This is a genomic window from Pseudonocardia hierapolitana, from assembly GCF_007994075.1.
Taxonomy (GTDB): domain Bacteria; phylum Actinomycetota; class Actinomycetes; order Mycobacteriales; family Pseudonocardiaceae; genus Pseudonocardia; species Pseudonocardia hierapolitana.
Map to the genome: position 1 here is coordinate 139,949 of NZ_VIWU01000001.1, position 15,625 is coordinate 155,573.

General features: G+C 74.0%; 15 protein-coding genes. 5 read left to right on the plus strand and 10 right to left on the minus strand.

Features of this window, described 5'->3' with window-relative positions; translation table 11 throughout:
- Positions 1 to 63 precede the first annotated feature (63 nt).
- From FHX44_RS00665 to FHX44_RS00675, 3 genes are read right to left on the minus strand one after another with little or no spacing between them, the layout of a single operon-like run.
- On the minus strand, positions 64 to 1,464 hold the full coding sequence (locus tag FHX44_RS00665) for a cobyrinic acid a,c-diamide synthase CobB (RefSeq protein WP_147253656.1): 1,401 nt from the start codon (positions 1,462 to 1,464) through the stop codon (positions 64 to 66).
- A complete protein-coding gene (locus FHX44_RS00670; RefSeq protein WP_147253657.1) occupies positions 1,461 to 2,432 on the minus strand; it encodes an aldo/keto reductase in 972 nt (323 codons plus the stop codon). Before FHX44_RS00670 ends, FHX44_RS00665 begins: the two co-directional genes overlap by 4 nt.
- Positions 2,433 to 2,441: 9 nt before the next feature.
- Positions 2,442 to 2,843: a MarR family winged helix-turn-helix transcriptional regulator gene (locus FHX44_RS00675; RefSeq protein ID WP_147260831.1), complete on the minus strand. Its 402-nt coding sequence runs from the start codon at positions 2,841 to 2,843 to the stop codon at positions 2,442 to 2,444.
- Between the two features lie 112 nt (positions 2,844 to 2,955).
- Between FHX44_RS00675 and FHX44_RS00680 the strand changes: the two genes are divergently transcribed.
- Positions 2,956 to 3,231 (plus strand): GNAT family N-acetyltransferase, encoded by a 276-nt coding sequence (locus FHX44_RS00680; protein WP_212612280.1) that lies wholly within the window; start codon positions 2,956 to 2,958, stop codon positions 3,229 to 3,231.
- Between the two features lie 496 nt (positions 3,232 to 3,727).
- The gene (locus FHX44_RS00685; protein WP_147253659.1) at positions 3,728 to 4,771 is read left to right on the plus strand and encodes an IS110 family RNA-guided transposase; all 1,044 of its coding nucleotides are present in this window, start codon (positions 3,728 to 3,730) and stop codon (positions 4,769 to 4,771) included.
- 868 nt (positions 4,772 to 5,639) lie between these two features.
- On the opposite strand, the gene cobO is transcribed toward FHX44_RS00685, so the two are convergent.
- Genes cobO through FHX44_RS00700 form a run of 3 tightly spaced genes read right to left on the minus strand, consistent with a single transcriptional unit; the run spans position 5,640 to position 9,759 of the window.
- Positions 5,640 to 6,254 (minus strand): cob(I)yrinic acid a,c-diamide adenosyltransferase, encoded by a 615-nt coding sequence (cobO, locus tag FHX44_RS00690; RefSeq protein ID WP_147253660.1) that lies wholly within the window; start codon positions 6,252 to 6,254, stop codon positions 5,640 to 5,642.
- A gap of 8 nt (positions 6,255 to 6,262) precedes the next feature.
- Complete coding sequence (locus FHX44_RS00695) at positions 6,263 to 8,245, minus strand: putative cobaltochelatase (protein ID WP_147253661.1); 1,983 nt, start codon at positions 8,243 to 8,245, stop codon at positions 6,263 to 6,265.
- Complete coding sequence (locus tag FHX44_RS00700; RefSeq protein ID WP_147253662.1) at positions 8,242 to 9,759, minus strand: cobyric acid synthase; 1,518 nt, start codon at positions 9,757 to 9,759, stop codon at positions 8,242 to 8,244. Before FHX44_RS00700 ends, FHX44_RS00695 begins: the two co-directional genes overlap by 4 nt.
- 191 nt (positions 9,760 to 9,950) lie before the next feature.
- Between FHX44_RS00700 and FHX44_RS00705 the strand changes: the two genes are divergently transcribed.
- The gene (locus FHX44_RS00705; protein WP_147253663.1) at positions 9,951 to 10,760 is read left to right on the plus strand and encodes an SURF1 family cytochrome oxidase biogenesis protein; all 810 of its coding nucleotides are present in this window, start codon (positions 9,951 to 9,953) and stop codon (positions 10,758 to 10,760) included.
- Between the two features lie 211 nt (positions 10,761 to 10,971).
- Here FHX44_RS00705 and FHX44_RS00710 read toward each other — a convergent pair whose 3' ends face one another.
- The 4 genes from FHX44_RS00710 to FHX44_RS00725 form a co-directional block, all read right to left on the minus strand.
- Positions 10,972 to 11,307 (minus strand): arginase family protein, encoded by a 336-nt coding sequence (locus FHX44_RS00710; protein WP_147253664.1) that lies wholly within the window; start codon positions 11,305 to 11,307, stop codon positions 10,972 to 10,974.
- Complete coding sequence (locus FHX44_RS00715) at positions 11,304 to 12,332, minus strand: cobalamin biosynthesis protein (RefSeq protein WP_147253665.1); 1,029 nt, start codon at positions 12,330 to 12,332, stop codon at positions 11,304 to 11,306. Before FHX44_RS00715 ends, FHX44_RS00710 begins: the two co-directional genes overlap by 4 nt.
- A 3-nt stretch (positions 12,333 to 12,335) precedes the next feature.
- On the minus strand, positions 12,336 to 12,563 hold the full coding sequence (locus FHX44_RS00720; protein WP_147253666.1) for a hypothetical protein: 228 nt from the start codon (positions 12,561 to 12,563) through the stop codon (positions 12,336 to 12,338).
- 161 nt (positions 12,564 to 12,724) lie between these two features.
- Entirely contained in the window at positions 12,725 to 14,410 is a 1,686-nt protein-coding gene (locus FHX44_RS00725; protein ID WP_147253667.1) for an AMP-binding protein, read from the minus strand.
- Between the two features lie 154 nt (positions 14,411 to 14,564).
- Between FHX44_RS00725 and FHX44_RS00730 the strand changes: the two genes are divergently transcribed.
- Positions 14,565 to 15,044, plus strand: a complete 480-nt coding sequence (locus FHX44_RS00730) for an acyl transferase (RefSeq protein WP_147253668.1) — start codon at positions 14,565 to 14,567, stop codon at positions 15,042 to 15,044.
- Positions 15,045 to 15,206: 162 nt separating this feature from the next.
- On the plus strand, positions 15,207 to 15,620 hold the full coding sequence (locus FHX44_RS00735) for an SsgA family sporulation/cell division regulator (protein ID WP_147253669.1): 414 nt from the start codon (positions 15,207 to 15,209) through the stop codon (positions 15,618 to 15,620).
- The last annotated feature ends 5 nt before the right edge of the window (positions 15,621 to 15,625 follow it).

Here is a 15,625-nt window from a genome sequence, read left to right on the forward strand (position 1 = left end):
CGGCCGACGGCATCCACTGATCAGGGATCTCCGCCGGCGACGGGCAGTGATGAGGCGCGCGGGTCAGCCGGTGATACGCCGCACGAAGCGCGTCACGGCGGCGGCATCCCCCGCGGGGTGCGTGTGCAGGAACGATGCGTGCACACCGCCCGTGACGAACCCCTCCGGGCCGGCCCCGCGCCAGCCCCACGCCGCGGCGGCGCCGGCACGCGGGGTGACCGACCAGTGGTGGAACTCGTGTCCGGTCACCCGCGCACCCGCCGGGTGCAGCGCCGAGTCGGTGAGCGCGACGGCGTCCCGGTAGCCCAGGGTGAGCCGCTCGGCGCGGGTCGCCTCGGCCGGGAGCACGCCGCACATCCGCGTGCCGTCGAGCGTCCCGCACAGGTACAGCAGCCCGCCGCACTCGGCGTGCACCGGCGCCCCGGAGGCCGCCAGCTCCCGCACCGCGGCGAGCAGCGGCGCGTTGGCCGCGAGCCCGGCGACGTGCTCCTCCGGGAAGCCGCCCGGCAGCACGAGCCCACCGGTGCCCGGAGGAAGGGCGGTGTCGCGCAGCGGGTCGACCGTGACCGGCTCCGCCCCCGCGGCGGCGAGCAGCTCGACGTGCTCGGCGTAGCCGAACGTGAACGCCGGCCCACCCAGCACCGCCACCACGCCACCCGACCCGGGCGGCGAGTCCGACGTCTCGACACCGCGAGTGCCGCGTTCGTGCACGGCGTCGGCAGGTGACCACGCCGGACCGGCCGGCAGCGGAGCGGCCAGCCCGAGCACCGCGTCCAGGTCGACGTGTGCCGCCACCAGCTCCGCCATCGCGTCGACGGCCGCGGTGGCCGCGCCCCCGTGCTCGGCGGCGGTGACGAGCCCGAGGTGCCGCGACGGGACCTCGAGGGCGTCGCGGCGCGGCAGGGCGCCGAGCACCGGCAGCCCGGCCTCGTCCGCCGCGGCGCGCAGCACCTCCTCGTGCCGTGCGCTGCCCACGCGGTTGAGCACGACGCCTGCGATCCGCGCCCTGTCGATGCCCGCTCCGCCCACGCTCCGCGGGGCGGGGTCGAAGGAGCGGAAGCCGTGCAGCAGCGCGGCCAGGCTGCGCGCCTGGCCGCGGCAGTCGACGACCAGCAGCACCGGTGCCCCCAGGAGCCCTGCGACCTCGGCGGTGGACCCGGCGCCGTCCGGAATGCGCCCGTCGAACAGGCCCATCACGCCCTCGACCACGGCGATCTCGGCACCCGCCCCCCCGTGCCGGGCCAGCGGGGCGATCCGGTCGGCGCCGACGAGCACCGGGTCGAGGTTGCGACCGGGCCGACCCGCGGCCAGCGTGTGGTAGCCGGGGTCGATGTAGTCCGGCCCCACCTTGAACGGCGCCACGGCCGTCCCCCGCCGCCGCAGCGCGGCCATCAGACCCGTGGCGACCGTGGTCTTCCCGCTCCCGGAGGCAGGAGCGGCGACGACGACCGCCCGCGCACTCACTGGTGCCCGAGCACCGGGTGCGGGACGTAGGGCGCTTCCAGCGCGGCGATCTCGTCGTCGGAGAGCTCCACGCCGACCGCGGCGACCGCGTCCTCGATGTGGCCGGGCTTCGTGGCCCCGACGATCGGCGCGGTGATCGCCTCCTTGTGCAGCATCCACGCGAGTGCCACCTGCGCGAGCGGCAGGTCACGGCCCTTGGCGACCTCGGCGACCGCGCGCACGACGGCGTCGTCGGACTCGGTGTACATGTTGTCGGCGATCGGGTCGCTGCCGGAGCGGGTGGTGGTGCGCTCCTCGGGGAGGCGGGCGAGCCGCCCGCGGGCGAGCGGGCTCCACGGGATCACGCCGACGCCCTGGTCGAGGCAGAGCGGGTGCATCTCCCGCTCCTCCTCGCGGTAGATCAGGTTGTAGTGGTCCTGCATCGAGACGAACCGGGTCCAGCCGCCCAGGTCGGCCGTGGCCTGCGCCTTGGCGAACTGCCACGCGAACATGCTGGAGGCGCCGATGTAGCGGGCCTTGCCCGCGCGCACGACGTCGTGCAGCGCCTCCATCGTCTCCTCGATCGGGGTCTCGGGGTCCCACCGGTGGATCTGGTAGAGGTCGACGTGGTCGGTGCCGAGCCGCCGCAGCGACCCGTCGATGCTCGCCATGATGTGCTTGCGCGACAGCCCGCGGTCGTTCGGCCGGTCGCTCATCGGGAAGAACACCTTGGTGGCGAGCACGTAGTCGTCGCGGCGCGCGAAGAACTCCCGCAGGAGCGTGCCCGTGACCTCCTCACCCACCCCGAGCGAATAACCGTCGGCGGTGTCGAAGAACGTGATCCCCGCCTCCACGGCGCTGCGCACGAGCGGCCGCGAGGCGTCGACGTCCAGCACCCACTCCCGCCAGGACGGCGTGCCGTAGCTCATCATCCCCAGGCAGATGCGCGAGACCTGCAGGCCGGTCGAGCCGAGTCGCGTGTACTCCATGCGGTCTGTCTACTCCTGGCGCGTGACCTCGCGCTCGTAGGCCTGCAACGTCTCGACGAACAGCCGCCGTTGATCGGCCGTCAGCGGCTCCAGCGCCGTCTGCCATGCCCGTCCACCGGCGGCGAGCCAGTCGGTGACCGACCGCTCGTGCGCGGGCGCGATGCTGACGATCGTGCGCCGCCGGTCGGCGTCGTCCTCGCGGCGTTCGAGGACTCCCTGCCGGGAGAGGTCGGCGACCATCAGGCTCACGGTGGCGGGCGCGACCTCCAGCCGCGCCGCGAGCTCCTTGACCCCCAGCGGGCCGTCGAACACCAGGTAGGCCAGCAGCGACAGGTGCCGTGGCGCGAGCTGCAACGCGCGGAGCGGTTCGGGCGGCGGGATCCGCTTCGCCCGGCCCACCAGGCGCGGCATGAGCAGCAGGAGGGCGCGGGTGGCCTCGTCGACGCCGTATGCGCCTGCGGACACGCCTCCACCTCCGAACCGACCTGTCAGCACAGCAGTCTAGGGACTAGCGTCGATCACCATGGACGTCACGGACGCGCCCGAACGCCGACGCTACGAGGGCCGGATCGACGGCGAGCTCGCCGGCATCGCCGAGTACCGGGCATCCGACGAGGTCGTGACGTTCGTCCACACCGAGGTCATGCCCGGGTTCGAGGGCAAGGGCGTCGGAAGCACGCTGGTGCGCGCGGCCCTGGACGACGTGCGCGCGCACGGGAAGAAGGTGCGCGCGGTGTGCCCGTTCGTGAAGGGGTACGTGGAGAAGCACTCCGACGAGTACGGCGACCTCGTCGCCTGACGCCGCGCTCACGGGGGTCGGGCGGGACGGAGCCCGGGCGCCCGGCCCATGTCGAGAATGCGACCGCTGGGTCACGGCCTTCGGTGGCGGCCCTTGGGTCAGGGCCTTCGGAGGCAAACCCTTGGGTCAGGGCCTTCGGAGGCGGCCCTTCGCCAAGGCCTTCGGTGGCGCCTTCCGGCAAGGCCTTCGGTGGCGCCGCGCATTCTGCGGGGCCGCCCCTCAGAGCTCAAGGGCGCCTCAGTGTCAGGCTGAGGGCTGCTGCTGTTGATCGGCAGCGGTTAGGGTCCGGCCCTGATCACGTGGTGACTCTCAAGGGCGCTGCCACCGTTGGTTGGCTTGCCGCAGAACTGTCGAGCGTGGTCAGGGTTCGGGCCGGCTGGCCTGACTTGATAGAAGCGTGGGCTAGACGCCATCCCCTCGACTGAGGTGTGTCCGACCAGCCGACCCGATCCGGATGCCTGTCTCCTGATCTGGAAGGAAGGACACCCGGACGTTCATGGTGGTCATTGGGATCGATCCGCACAAGCGGACCCACACCGCGGTCGCCGTCGACGAGGTGGGGCGCAAGCTGGGCCAGGTGACGGTCGCCTCCACCCCGGAGGGGTGGTTGCGGTTGTGGGCGTGGGCGGGCGGGTTTGGGCCGGACCGGCGGTGGGCGGTCGAGGACGGCCGCGGGGTGGCCGGGCGGCTGGTGCGCACCCTGATCGGGCACGGCGCGGCGGTGGTGTGGGTGCCGCCCAAGCTGATGGCCCAGAGCCGGGCCAGCGCGCGCACGCGCGGCAAGTCCGACCCGATCGACGCGCTGGCCATCGCCCGCGCCGCGCTGCGCGAGCCGGACTTGCCGGCCGCGCACCTGGATGAGGTGGCCGCTGATCTGCGGCTGCTGACCGACCGGCGCGAGCAGCTGGTCAAGTGGCGCACCCAGACGATCAACCAGCTGCGCTGGCACCTGCACGACCTGGACCCCGGCCTGGACCCCGGCGCCGGGCGGTTGAACAGTGCCCGTCAGCTGGACCGGCTGACCGCCGGGCTGGAGGCGCTGCCGGCGAGCGTGCGCCGCGACCTGGCGCTGGAGCTGGTCGGCGAGATCCGTCGGCTGCGCGAACAGATCCGCCGGTTGGACAAGCAGCTGGGCGAGCTGGTCGTCCCGCTGGCCCCGACCCTGCTGGCCATCGTCGGGGTCAACGTGGTCACCGCCGCGAAGATCATCGGTGAGGTTGCTGGGATCTCCCGGTTCCGGTCCGCGGCGGCGTTTGCCATGCACGCCGGTGCCGCCCCGATCCCGGTCTGGAGTAGTAACCGGCCCCAGGTGCGGCTCAACCGCGGCGGCAACCGGCAACTCAACGCCTGCCTGCATCGCATCGTCATCGCCCAGCTCAGCCACAAACCCGAGGCGCGGGCCTGGCGCGAACGCTGGACCCAGCGCCGACCCAACGCCACCGGCAAGGCGGCGCTGCGCGCCCTCAAACGCCACCTCGCCGACGTCGTCTACCACGCCCTGCTCACCGACCACCGCCGCCAACTCCCAGCGACCGCTTGACATAGAAGCTTCTGCGGCGTCGCTCCGCGATCGCTGCGCGACCCTTGACCTCCGAGCCTCTGCGACCCCTCCGGGCAGCACTACGCGGGCAGGCCGGGGGCCTGCCCGGAGGGCGCGCGGCGCCACCGAAGGCGGTCCCACGGCCAAGATCAAGGCCTCGTCGCGAAAACGGTCGAAAACGACACGAGAACCCGCCGAACTGCCGATCACACCGCCCGTGGCCCTGGCACAGCCGACTTCACACACCCAGTACGGACTTCACACAAGGCCGGCCTTGTGTGAAGTCGCCACTGGGTGTGTGAAGTGGCTGGGAGAGGGCCCGTGATCGGCCCGAGGTGTACATCAGCGTCTCCGCCGAGCCCGCGATGTGCTGATCGGAGCGATCTCCGCAACCGAGGCACCGCTCCCCCGCCCACGCGCCCCGTCGACCGGGTGCGTGGGCCGACACGGGGCGCGCGAGCACACCAGGTGCGTGACCGGCACGGAGATCCACCATCACGTGCCCGTGATACCGGCCTGCTGGCGGCGCCGCGCGCCCCACCGGGCAGGCCCCGGCCTGCCCGCACCGCATGCCCGAGGGGTCGCAGAGGCTCGCAGGTCAAGGGGCCGCGGAGCGGCTCGCGCAGCGACGCCGCAGGCGCCCTTGAGCTGGGAGGGGCGGCCCCGCACAATGCGCGGCGCCGCCAGGAGGCCCAGGACGGGCTCACCTGATGGACCGATCCACCGATCCTCCATCGGCGCGGCCACGAGCTCGGCCTCAGCACGCGAGTAGGCGACTACACGCAGGTCGAGCAGCGCCGGCCCGTATCGAGACACCACCGGGCCCTCCGCGCGCAGAAGCCGTGGCTCGACCAGCGGCGTTCTGCAGTCACCACTCGATCCCGCGCTGCCCCTTCTGGCCCGCGTCCATCGGGTGCTTGACCTTGGTCGTCTGCATCACGAGGTCGGCGGCGTCGATCAGTTCGGGCGCGGCGTCGCGCCCGGTGATGATCACGTGCTGGCGGCCCGGCCGCGCGGCGAGCACCTCGACGACCTCGCGCACGTCCACCCACCCCCACTTGATCGGGTAGGTGAACTCGTCGAGCACGTACAGGTCGTGCGCCTGCGCCTCGAGGCGGCGGCGGATCTCCGCCCAGCCCTCGGCCGCCGCCGCGGCGTGGTCGTCCTCGGAGCCCTTCTTGCGCGTCCAGGACCAGCCCTCGCCCATCTTGTGCCACTCGACGGGCCCGCCCTCGCCGGTCTGCTCGTGGACGCGGCCGAGCGCGCGGAAAGCGGCCTCCTCGCCGACCTTCCACTTCGCCGACTTCACGAACTGGAACACCCCGATCGACCAGCCCTGGTTCCAGCCGCGCAGCGCCAGCCCGAACGCGGCGGTCGACTTGCCCTTCATCTCCCCCGTGTGCACGACGACGAGCGGCCGGTTGCGGCGCTGGCGGGTGGTGAGCCCGTCGTCCGGCACGGTGACGACCTGACCTTGCGGCATGTTCCCTCCTACGCGGCCCGGGCGGCGCGCACGACGCCCGCGACCTGGTCCGCCGACAGCTCCGCGAGACCGAGTGCCGGCCCACCGGCCGCGGCCGCCACCCGGGCGGCGAGGCCGAGCCGGACGGGGCCGCTCTCGCAGTCGACCACGATCGTCGCCACCCCGTCGGCGGCGAGCAGGCCCGCGGCCCGGCAGGCGTCCTGCACCGGGTCGCCGCCCGGGCGGGCCGCCACGGTGGCGCGGCCGTCGGTGAGCAGCACGAGCAGCGCACGCCGCCGCGGGTCCCGCAGCCGTTCCACGCGCAGCACGGCCCGCGCCCGCAAGAGCCCGTCGGCCAGTGGCGTGCGGCCACCGGTGCGCAGCTGCGCGAGCCGGGCCTGGGCGGCGGGCACGCTCGACGTCGGTGGCAGCACCAGCTCGGCACCGCCCGCCCGGAACGCGACCAGCCCGACCTTGTCCCGGCGCTGGTAGGCGTCGCGCAGCAGCGAGAGCACCGCCCCGGTCACCGCGGCCATCCGCTGCCGGGCGGCCATCGATCCGGACGCGTCCACGGCGAAGAGCACGAGGTTGCCCTCCCGGCCCTCGCGCTCGGCGCTGCGCAGGTCGGCCGCGTGCAGCCGCAGGCCGGCGCCGGTGCGACCGCGGCCCCGCTGGTGCGGGGCGGCCGCGGCGATCGTGGCGGGCAGGTGCAGGTCGGCGGCGCGACGCGGTGCCGTCCCGGACGCGCGGACCACCCGGCCGGTCTCGGTGCGCGCCCGGGACCGGCGGCCCGGAGCACCTTCCCCGATCCCCGGTACCTGCAGCAGCCGTGCCCGGAACGGCGCCGAGGCCGGCGGTGCGGCCTGGGGCCTGCCGTCACCCGCGGGGCGAGGCGTGGTGTCTGCATCGGAGTCGCCGGAGGCCGGGGCCTCGCCGGGTTCGGGGGCGCCTCCGCCCCCGGGCCCCCCGTCGTCCGGACCCTCCGGGGGTTCGTCCTCCCCCGCCTCGCGCAGCGCGTCGTCGAGTGCCTGTTCGTCCATCCCCGGCTCGTCGAACGGGTCGCGGCGGCGCCGGTGCGGCAGCGCGAGCCGCGCGGCCACGCGCACGTCCTCCTCGCCGACCGCGCCCGCTCCGCGCCAAGCCGCGTGGGCGACGGCGGCGCGGGCGATCACGAGGTCGGCGCGCATGCCGTCGACGTCGAAGGCCGCGCAGACGGCCGCGATGCGCCGCAGTTCCGCGTCGGGGAGCACGACGGCGCCGACCCGCTCCCTCGCCTCGGCGATCTGCCGGGCCGTGCCCCGCTCCTCGTCCTGCCAGGCGGCGACGAAACCGGTGGGATCCGCCTCGAACGCGAGCCTGCGCCGCACGACCTCCACGCGCGTCTCGACCTCGCGCGCCGCCCGGACCTCGACGGTGAGCCCGAACCGGTCGAGCAGCTGCGGGCGCAGCTCACCCTCCTCCGGGTTCATGGTGCCGACCAGCAGGAACCGCGCCGCGTGCGAGATCGACACCCCGTCGCGCTCCACGTGGGCGCGGCCCATTGCGGCGGCGTCGAGCAGCAGATCCACCAGGTGGTCGTGCAGCAGGTTGACCTCGTCGACGTACAGCACGCCGCGGTGCGCGTCGGCGAGCAGGCCAGGCTGGTAGGCGCGCACGCCCTCGGAGAGCGCTCGCTCCAGGTCGAGGGATCCGACGAGGCGGTCCTCGGTGGCCCCCACCGGCAGTTCGACGAGCCGGGCCGGGCGGACGTCTGCTGCGACGCCCGCCGGGTGCTGCCCGTCGGGGCAGGCGGGGTCGGGCGAGCCCGGCGCGCACGCGAACCGGCAACCGGACACCACGTCGAGCGCCGGCAGCAGCGCCGCGAGCGCGCGCACGGCCGTCGACTTCGCGGTGCCCTTCTCCCCGCGCACGAGCACCCCGCCGACGCCGGGGTGCACGGCGTTGAGCAGCAGCGCGAGCCGGAGGTCGTCGTGGCCGACGACGGCGGAGAAGGGGAACTGCGGACCGCTCACCCGGGCGAGCCTGCCAGACCGGTGGTCACCACCGGGAGGCCCGCGGGCACACCGTGATTGATGACATGTTCAAGTGCGCGGACGTCGATGTGGGTCTCGACGAGATCGGCCAGCACGTCGAGCTGGGCCGCGCGGTGCGCCGCGAACGAGGTGTCCGGGGCGGGGACGAAGCCGGTCCGACCGGCCTGGTCCGCCACCCTGCGCAGCAGCGCGCGCCGGAAGCCGTCGTTCTCCAGCAGGCCGTGCCAGTGCGTGCCGAGCACGGCGCCCGCGTCGGAGCCCTCGCCGTCGAGCAGGTGCGGGTCTCCGCTGCGCACCACCCGGCCGTGGTGGATCTCGTACCCGCGCACCGCCTCGCCCCACGCCGTGGATTCGGGGTTGCCCAGGTGCTTCTCGACGTCGAACGTGACGTCCAGGTCGAGCAGCCCGAGCCCGTCGGCGTCGCCGGACTCCACCCGGTGCGGGTCGAGGATCCGCCGCCCGAGCATCTGGTAGCCGCCGCAGATGCCCAGCACCGGCCGTCCGACGGCGGCGTGCCCGCGCACGGCGTCGGCGAGCCCGGTGCGGCGCAACCAGGCCAGGTCGCTGACGGTGGCCTTCGAACCGGGAAGCACCACCAGGTCGGCGTCGGTGAGCCGGGACGGCTCGGTCACGTACCGGACGGCGACGCCCGGCTCCGCGGCGAGCGCCTCCGCGTCGGTGGCGTTGGAGATGCGCGGCAGCCGCACCACGGCCACCCGCAGCCACTGCGAACCCAGCGGTGGCGCGGGCCGCCCCAGCACGCCGTCGGCCACGGCGGACAGCGAGTCCTCCGCGTCCAGCCACAGCCGCTCCTCCCACGGCAGCACGCCCAGCGTGGGACGGCCGGTGAGCGCGCCGAGCTGGTCGAGGCCGGGCGCGAGCAGCGTCGGGTCGCCGCGGAACTTGTTCACGACGAACCCGGCGATGCGCGCCTGGTCGGCCGGGTCGAGCACGGCGAGCGTGCCGAAGAGGTGGGCGAGCACGCCGCCGCGGTCGATGTCGCCGACGATCACGACCGGCAGGTCGGCGGCCTGCGCGAGGCCCATGTTGGCGATGTCGTTCGCCCGCAGGTTGATCTCCGCGGGCGAGCCGGCACCCTCGCAGATCACCACGTCGTAGCGGGCGCGCAGGTCGGCGAGGCTCGCGGTGACGACGTCGAGCAGCGCGGCCTTGCGGTGCTGGTAGGACCGGGCGCTGACCGTCCCGTCCACCCGCCCGCGCACCACGACCTGCGAGCTGCGGTCGCTGCCCGGCTTGAGCAGCACGGGGTTGAACGCCACGCTCGGCGCGAGGCCGCACGCGAACGCCTGCACCGCCTGCGCGCGGCCGATCTCGCCGCCGTCGAGGGTGACGACGGAGTTGTTCGACATGTTCTGGGCCTTGAACGGCGCCACCGCGACGCCCCGGCGCGCGAGCAGCCGGCAGATCCCGGTGACCAGGGCGCTCTTGCCGGCGTCCGAGGTCGTGCCCGCCACCAGCAGTGCCCCGTGCATGGCGCAAGTGTCCCCCGCCGGGAGTCCGTTGCGTGTATCGGCGGATCCAGGTTCCTGCTGAGTGCGCCGGCGAGGCGTCCCTCGTATCCGGACCGGCATACTCGGGCGGCTCGCCGGTGCGCTCAGCGGGGAGCTGGGCCGTCGAGACATGTGGCGGGCTCCCGGTGGGGGGCACTTGTATCGTCCGGGGCGTGAGGTTCCTCCTGCGTCCCGGTTGGCTCGCCCTCATCGCGGTGGTCATCGGGTTCGCGGTCGCCGCGTTCACGCTGCTCGCCCCGTGGCAGTTCGGCCGCGAGGCGCAGCGCGACGCCCAGCAGCGCGCGATCGACGCCGCGTCCGCCACCGCGCCCGTGCCGCTCGCGGAGATGGTGCCCCCCGGCGAGCCGGTGACGCGGGAGGACGAGTGGCGGCAGGTCACGGTCACCGGCACGTTCGTGCCGGAGGGCGAGGGGCTCGTGCGGCTGCGGGTGGTGGACGGCCAGCCCGCCGTCGAGGTGCTCACCCCGTTCCGCACCGATGACGGGCGTCTCGTCACGGTGAACCGCGGATCGGTCGCCGCCGCGTCCGGCGCCACCGTGCCCGACTACGCGCCGCCGCCCGCAGGCCCCGTCACGCTCACCGCCCGGCTGCGGCTCGACGAGACCGACCCGCAGGGCCGTGCCGCGATCGAGACCGACGGGCACCGCCAGATCTACGCCTCCGACTCCCGCGCGCTCGCCACCGCGACCGGCCTCCCGCTCGAACCGGGGTTCCTGCAGCTCGCCGACGGGCAGCCGGGCGTGCTGCGCCCGCTCGACGTGGCCCCCACCGCCGGCGGCGACGCCCCGTTCACCAACTTCTCCTACGCCCTGCAGTGGCTCACGTTCGGCGTGATCGCCCTGTTCGCGCTCGGCTACTTCGTGCGGCTGGAGCTGCTGCAGCGCCGCGGCACCGACCGGCGCGGGCAGCGGGCGGCCCTGCGCCGCGCCCTGGCAGGCGAGGACGAGCCCGGAAAGCACTGAGTCCCGCGTGAAGGGAGCTTCTCGATGTCCACGGCGCGCGAGCTCCTGGATGCGGCCGTGGCGGTGGTGCAGGCGGGGCTCGACGCCGGCACCCTCGACCCGGATGCGGCCCGCCGCTACGCACTTCCAGAGCTACGAACTGATGTTCTGGAACACCCTCGCCGACGCCTGATGCCACGCTGCTGCCGCCGCACAGGGCCCGTGGACCGGCTCATGCCTGCGCAACCGCCATCGTGACGGCGGTGAGGAAGTGCCGCAGCACGCCGGGATCGGGAGCGTGGTCAGGATTAATCTCGGTGAGGACGAGCCCTGCGAATCGAGGACTGGAGGCGAACACGGCCAGGCTCGCGGCCAGTTCGTCCAACCGCAACCCGATCGGGTCGCCGCCGGAGTCCGGTACGTCGGCGAGAGGCGTGTCGGCGAAGGCCAGGACGTCCACGTCGCAGTGGACGACGAAGTGGGCCCTCGCCTCCTCTGTCGCGCGCCGGGCCCGCAGGGCCGCCCCCGCCGGGTCGGCATGCACCTCGTCGACGTGCAGGTGCGTCACGCCGAGTTCGTCGAGCAGACGCAGCTCGATATCCCCCGCAGGCAGGGTGTGCCCGTAGGAGACCGAGGGCGGGCGATCGCTCCCCGGCGAACGCCACAGGCGATCGCCGCCGCCAGGACGGCCGCGGCGGCGCCGACCAGGCGGGACAGGCGCGCGGCTCGCGCGAGGTCGGCCGGACCGGGAGGCGGGCCATCGCCGAGCCGGGGCCGGTCCTCCACGCCGTGCGGGTAGACCGTGCGTCCGCCCAGAGCGACGCCCAGCGCGCCGGCGGCGGCCGCCTCCACCGGGCCTGCGTTGGGGCTCGGATGCGCCGAGCCGTCGCGGCACCATGCGGCGAACGCTCGGCGCGGCGCTCCACCGACGGCGGGCGCGAGCCCGGCGAAGAGCAGCGCCGACACGCGGGCGGGCACCAGGTTGGCTACGTCGTCGAGCCGCGCGGAGGCCCAGCCGAAGCGCCGGTACCGGGCGGACCGGTAGCCGACCATCGCGTCGAGGGTGTTCACGGCCCGGTAGGCGAGCAGGCCGGGCACCCCGCCGACGGCGCCCCACAGCAGGGGCGCCACCACGGCGTCGGAGGTGTTCTCGGCCATCGACTCGGTGCCCGCACGGGCCATCCCCCCGGCATCGAGCGCCGCCGGGTCGCGTCCGCAGAGCGACGGCAGGCGGGTGCGCGCGGCGGTCAGGTCACCGGCGGACAGCTCGCGGGCCAGGGCGGCACCGTGCGCTGCGAGCGAGGAGCCGCCCAGCACCGCCCAGGTCGCGAGGCCGGTCAGCGCCACCCCTGCGGCGGGATGACGTGCCGCCGCCCGCTCGGCCAGCACCCCCAGCGCGGCGGCCCCGCCGACGAGCACCGCGGCGTACAACGCCCCGGACGAACGCCGGTCGCCGTAGCAGCGTGCCTCGAGCGCAGCGGCGGCACGACCGAACCCGGCGACCGGGTGCCGGCGCCGCGGATCACCCAGCAGGGCGTCGGCCAGCGCTCCCACGAGCAGCCCGGCCGGACGGACCCACCTCCGCGGGCCCACCCGTCAGTCGCCGGCGACCGCCTGGCCGAGGCGCAACCCGTGCAGGCGTTGCGCCTCGGTGGCGATCTGATGCAGTGAGCAGGGCCAGCGCTCGCCCGAGCCGCTGGCGGTACGGCAGGACCTGCAGCGGCCCAGCCGGTCGGGCAGGTGCGCGGCGAGCAGCCGGCGCCACACCTCGGGCATGCCGGCCATGACGTCGGCGATGCCGCCAGCCGACTCGGGTTGCGTCACGACCGTTCCAACACGCGCAGGTCAGGCGAGCTATTCCAGGTCGTGCGGCCGGTCGCCGAGCGGCGGAATTCGCACGATCGACCGCGCGTGACGTGCGTCATAACGTTGTTCACAACCGATCGTCCGATGGCGAGGCCCGCTGGGCGCGAACGGGCCGTGACTCAGAGTGTGTACTCGCCCACGGGCGAGGTAGTCCCATCAGCGTGCAGTTCGCTCTCGCGCCCCCGCAGCTCCACGCGGCGGATCTTGCCGGAGATCGTCTTGGGCAACGCCGCGAACTCCAGCCTGCGGACCCGCTTGTACGGCGCCAGGTTGTCGCGCGCGAACTCCAGGATCGACCGGGCCGTCTCCTCGGTCGGCTCGTGGCCCGCGGCCAGCACGACGTACGCCTTCGGCACGGCGAGGCGAACCGGGTCCGGCGACGGCACGACGGCCGCCTCCGCGACCGCCGGGTGCTCGATGAGCACGCTCTCCAGCTCGAACGGGCTGATCCGGTAGTCCGAGGCCTTGAACACGTCGTCGGAGCGCCCGACGTAGGTGATGTAGCCGTCCGCGTCGCGCGAGCCGACGTCCCCGGTGTGGTAGTAGCCACCCGCCATCGCCTCGGCGTTGCGCTCGGGGTCGCCCCGGTAGCCGACCATCAGCCCCAGCGGGCGCTGCGACAGGTCGATGCAGATCTCGCCCTCGTCGCCCGGCTGATCCGTGGCCGGATCGACGAGCACGATCGGGTAGCCGGGGATCGGCCGCCCCATCGACCCGGGCTTGACGGTCTGGCCGGGCGGGTTGCCGATCTGCAGCGTGGTCTCGGTCTGCCCGAAGCCGTCGCGGATGCGGATGCCCCACGCCTTCTCGACCTGCTCGATCACCTCCGGGTTGAGCGGCTCCCCCGCGCCGACGACCTTGGTGGGCGGGTTCGCCAGGCTCGACAGGTCGGCCTGGATGAGCATCCGCCACACGGTGGGCGGCGCGCAGAAGCTGGTGACGTTGCAGCGGTCCAGCACGCCGAGCACGGACTCGGCGTCGAACTTCGCGTAGTTCATGACCAGCACGCAGGCCTCGGCGATCCACGGCGCGAAGACGTTGCTCCAGGCGTGCTTCGCCCAGCCCGGCGAGGAGATGTTGAGGTGCACGTCGCCGGGCTGCAGGCCGATCCAGTACATGGTCGACAGGTGCCCGACCGGGTAGGACGCGTGGGTGTGCTCCACGAGCTTGGGCTTCGCCGTGGTGCCGGAGGTGAAGTACAGCAGCAGCGTGTCCGTGCCGCGGGTGATGCCGTCGGGCGTGAACTGCGCTTCTGCGGTCGCCGCGTCGGCGTAGTCGAGCCAGCCCTCCGGGGCGCCACGCACGGCGATCCGCGTGTAGTCACCCTCGACGTCGTCGAACTTGCCGGCGTCACCGCCGCCGACCACCACATGCTTCGCGCCGCCTCGGTCGAGGCGGTCCCGCAGGTCGGAAGCGGTGAGCAGCGTGGTGGCCGGGATGACGATCGCGCCGAGCTTCATCGCCGCGAGCAGGGTCTCCCACAGCTCCACCTGGTTGCCGAGCATGAGGATGATCCGGTCGCCACGGGCGACGCCGTGCTGCCGCAGCCAGTTGGCCACCTGGTTCGAGCGGGCGGACAGCTCGGCGAAGGTCCAGTACGCCTCGCTACCGTCCTGCTCGACGATCCAGAGGGCGCGGGCGGCGCCCCGCTCGGGGTCGGCGGCGACGGCGTCGAAGTGGTCGAGTGCCCAGTTGAACTCGTCGATCTCGGGCCAGCGGAAGTCGCGGTAGGCCGTGTCGTAGTCCTCGCGGTGCGCCACGAGGAACTCGCGGGCCGCGTAGAAGTTCTGTACGGACGGGTTCATGACCTCACCTCGTAGTAGCCGCGCTGCCGACCCGACCCTAATGATTCCCACCGCCCGTGGCTCACCCCCGAACGGAGAGGTGGGGCACGCGATCCCCCGGACGCGCGGGACGTGCCGGCTCTCGACAGCACAGCTGCGCCCGTACGGTGGCGCGGTGATCGCGACCGGCCGACGAACCTCCCGCCCGATCGTCGCCGGAAGGGTCGCCGCCGGGAGGATCGTCACAGCAGGTGTGCTCGCCGCGTTCGTGCTCGCGGGATGCGCCCCCGCCCCCGCTCCGGGCCCGGATGTCGCCCGCCCGGTGCCCCCGGCCCCGACCGCGCCGGCACCCGAGCAGGCGTCGGCGGCCGCGGAGGTGACTCTGCCGTGGCCCGCGGCGACCCCGGAGGCCGCCGCCGAGCTGCAGGCCCAGGTGGACCGCGGCGCCCAGCCGTGGCTGCTGGACCCGTCCGAGGTGGCCATCGCCTACGCGGCCGCGGCCCACGACTGGCCCGACGCCGAGGCGTACCCGGGCCCCGACGGCACCAGTGTCGACGTCCGCAACGCCGACGGCGAGCGCCTCACCCTCAGCCTCGCCCAGCCCGGCCGGACGGGCAGCGACGGCATCTGGGTCGTGACGGCGGAGCAGGGGTAACTCCCCCGTCGCAACCGGCGCTCACGCTACGTGCCGATACAGGTGCCCACTCGCTTGTTCGGGTGAAGTCTCCCCACGAGTGCAGCGTTCTTGAGGCATGCTGCGATGCAGAGGGTGACGCCGCCGCACGAGCGAGCGGCCCCAGTGCCCAGGGGGGCGACGATGACGAACGATCTCGTCCAGCAGGACATGTTCACGGTGCTGCACGGCCAGCCCGCGCCGGTGGTGACGCGGTGGAGCTACAGCGCGTACGACCCGTTCGCAGTGTCCCTCGCGGTGCGAACGAGACATGACCGGTGGGTCGAGTGGCTCATCGGGCGGGAGCTCGTGATCGCCGCGCTCGACGAGCCCACCGGCGAGGGCGACGTGCGGATGCGCCCGCTCACGGTGCAGGGCTACGACATCGTCGAGATCGAGATCCGCTCGCACGACGGGCGCGCGGTGCTCGAGGTCGACCAGGAGCTCCTGCGGTCCTTCGTGGACGCCACGCTCGAGATGGTCCCGGTCGGCACGGAGGCCGACCGGATGGACCTCGACGGCGAGATCGCCCGCATCACCCGCAGCTGCGCCGAGTAGGAGGA

Excerpts from the sequence above, each read along its gene's own strand:
- FHX44_RS00675 (WP_147260831.1), bottom strand. The coding sequence starts at position 2,843 with ATGCCGCGCCTGGTGGGCCGGGCGAAGCGGATCCCGCCGCCCGAACCG.
- FHX44_RS00735 (WP_147253669.1), top strand. The coding sequence starts at position 15,207 with ATGACGAACGATCTCGTCCAGCAGGACATGTTCACGGTGCTGCACGGC.
- FHX44_RS00680 (WP_212612280.1), top strand. The coding sequence starts at position 2,956 with ATGGACGTCACGGACGCGCCCGAACGCCGACGCTACGAGGGCCGGATC.
- FHX44_RS00700 (WP_147253662.1), bottom strand. The coding sequence starts at position 9,759 with ATGCACGGGGCACTGCTGGTGGCGGGCACGACCTCGGACGCCGGCAAG.
- FHX44_RS00685 (WP_147253659.1), top strand. The coding sequence starts at position 3,728 with ATGGTGGTCATTGGGATCGATCCGCACAAGCGGACCCACACCGCGGTC.
- cobO (WP_147253660.1), bottom strand. The coding sequence starts at position 6,254 with ATGCCGCAAGGTCAGGTCGTCACCGTGCCGGACGACGGGCTCACCACC.
- FHX44_RS00670 (WP_147253657.1), bottom strand. The coding sequence starts at position 2,432 with ATGGAGTACACGCGACTCGGCTCGACCGGCCTGCAGGTCTCGCGCATC.
- FHX44_RS00725 (WP_147253667.1), bottom strand. The coding sequence starts at position 14,410 with ATGAACCCGTCCGTACAGAACTTCTACGCGGCCCGCGAGTTCCTCGTG.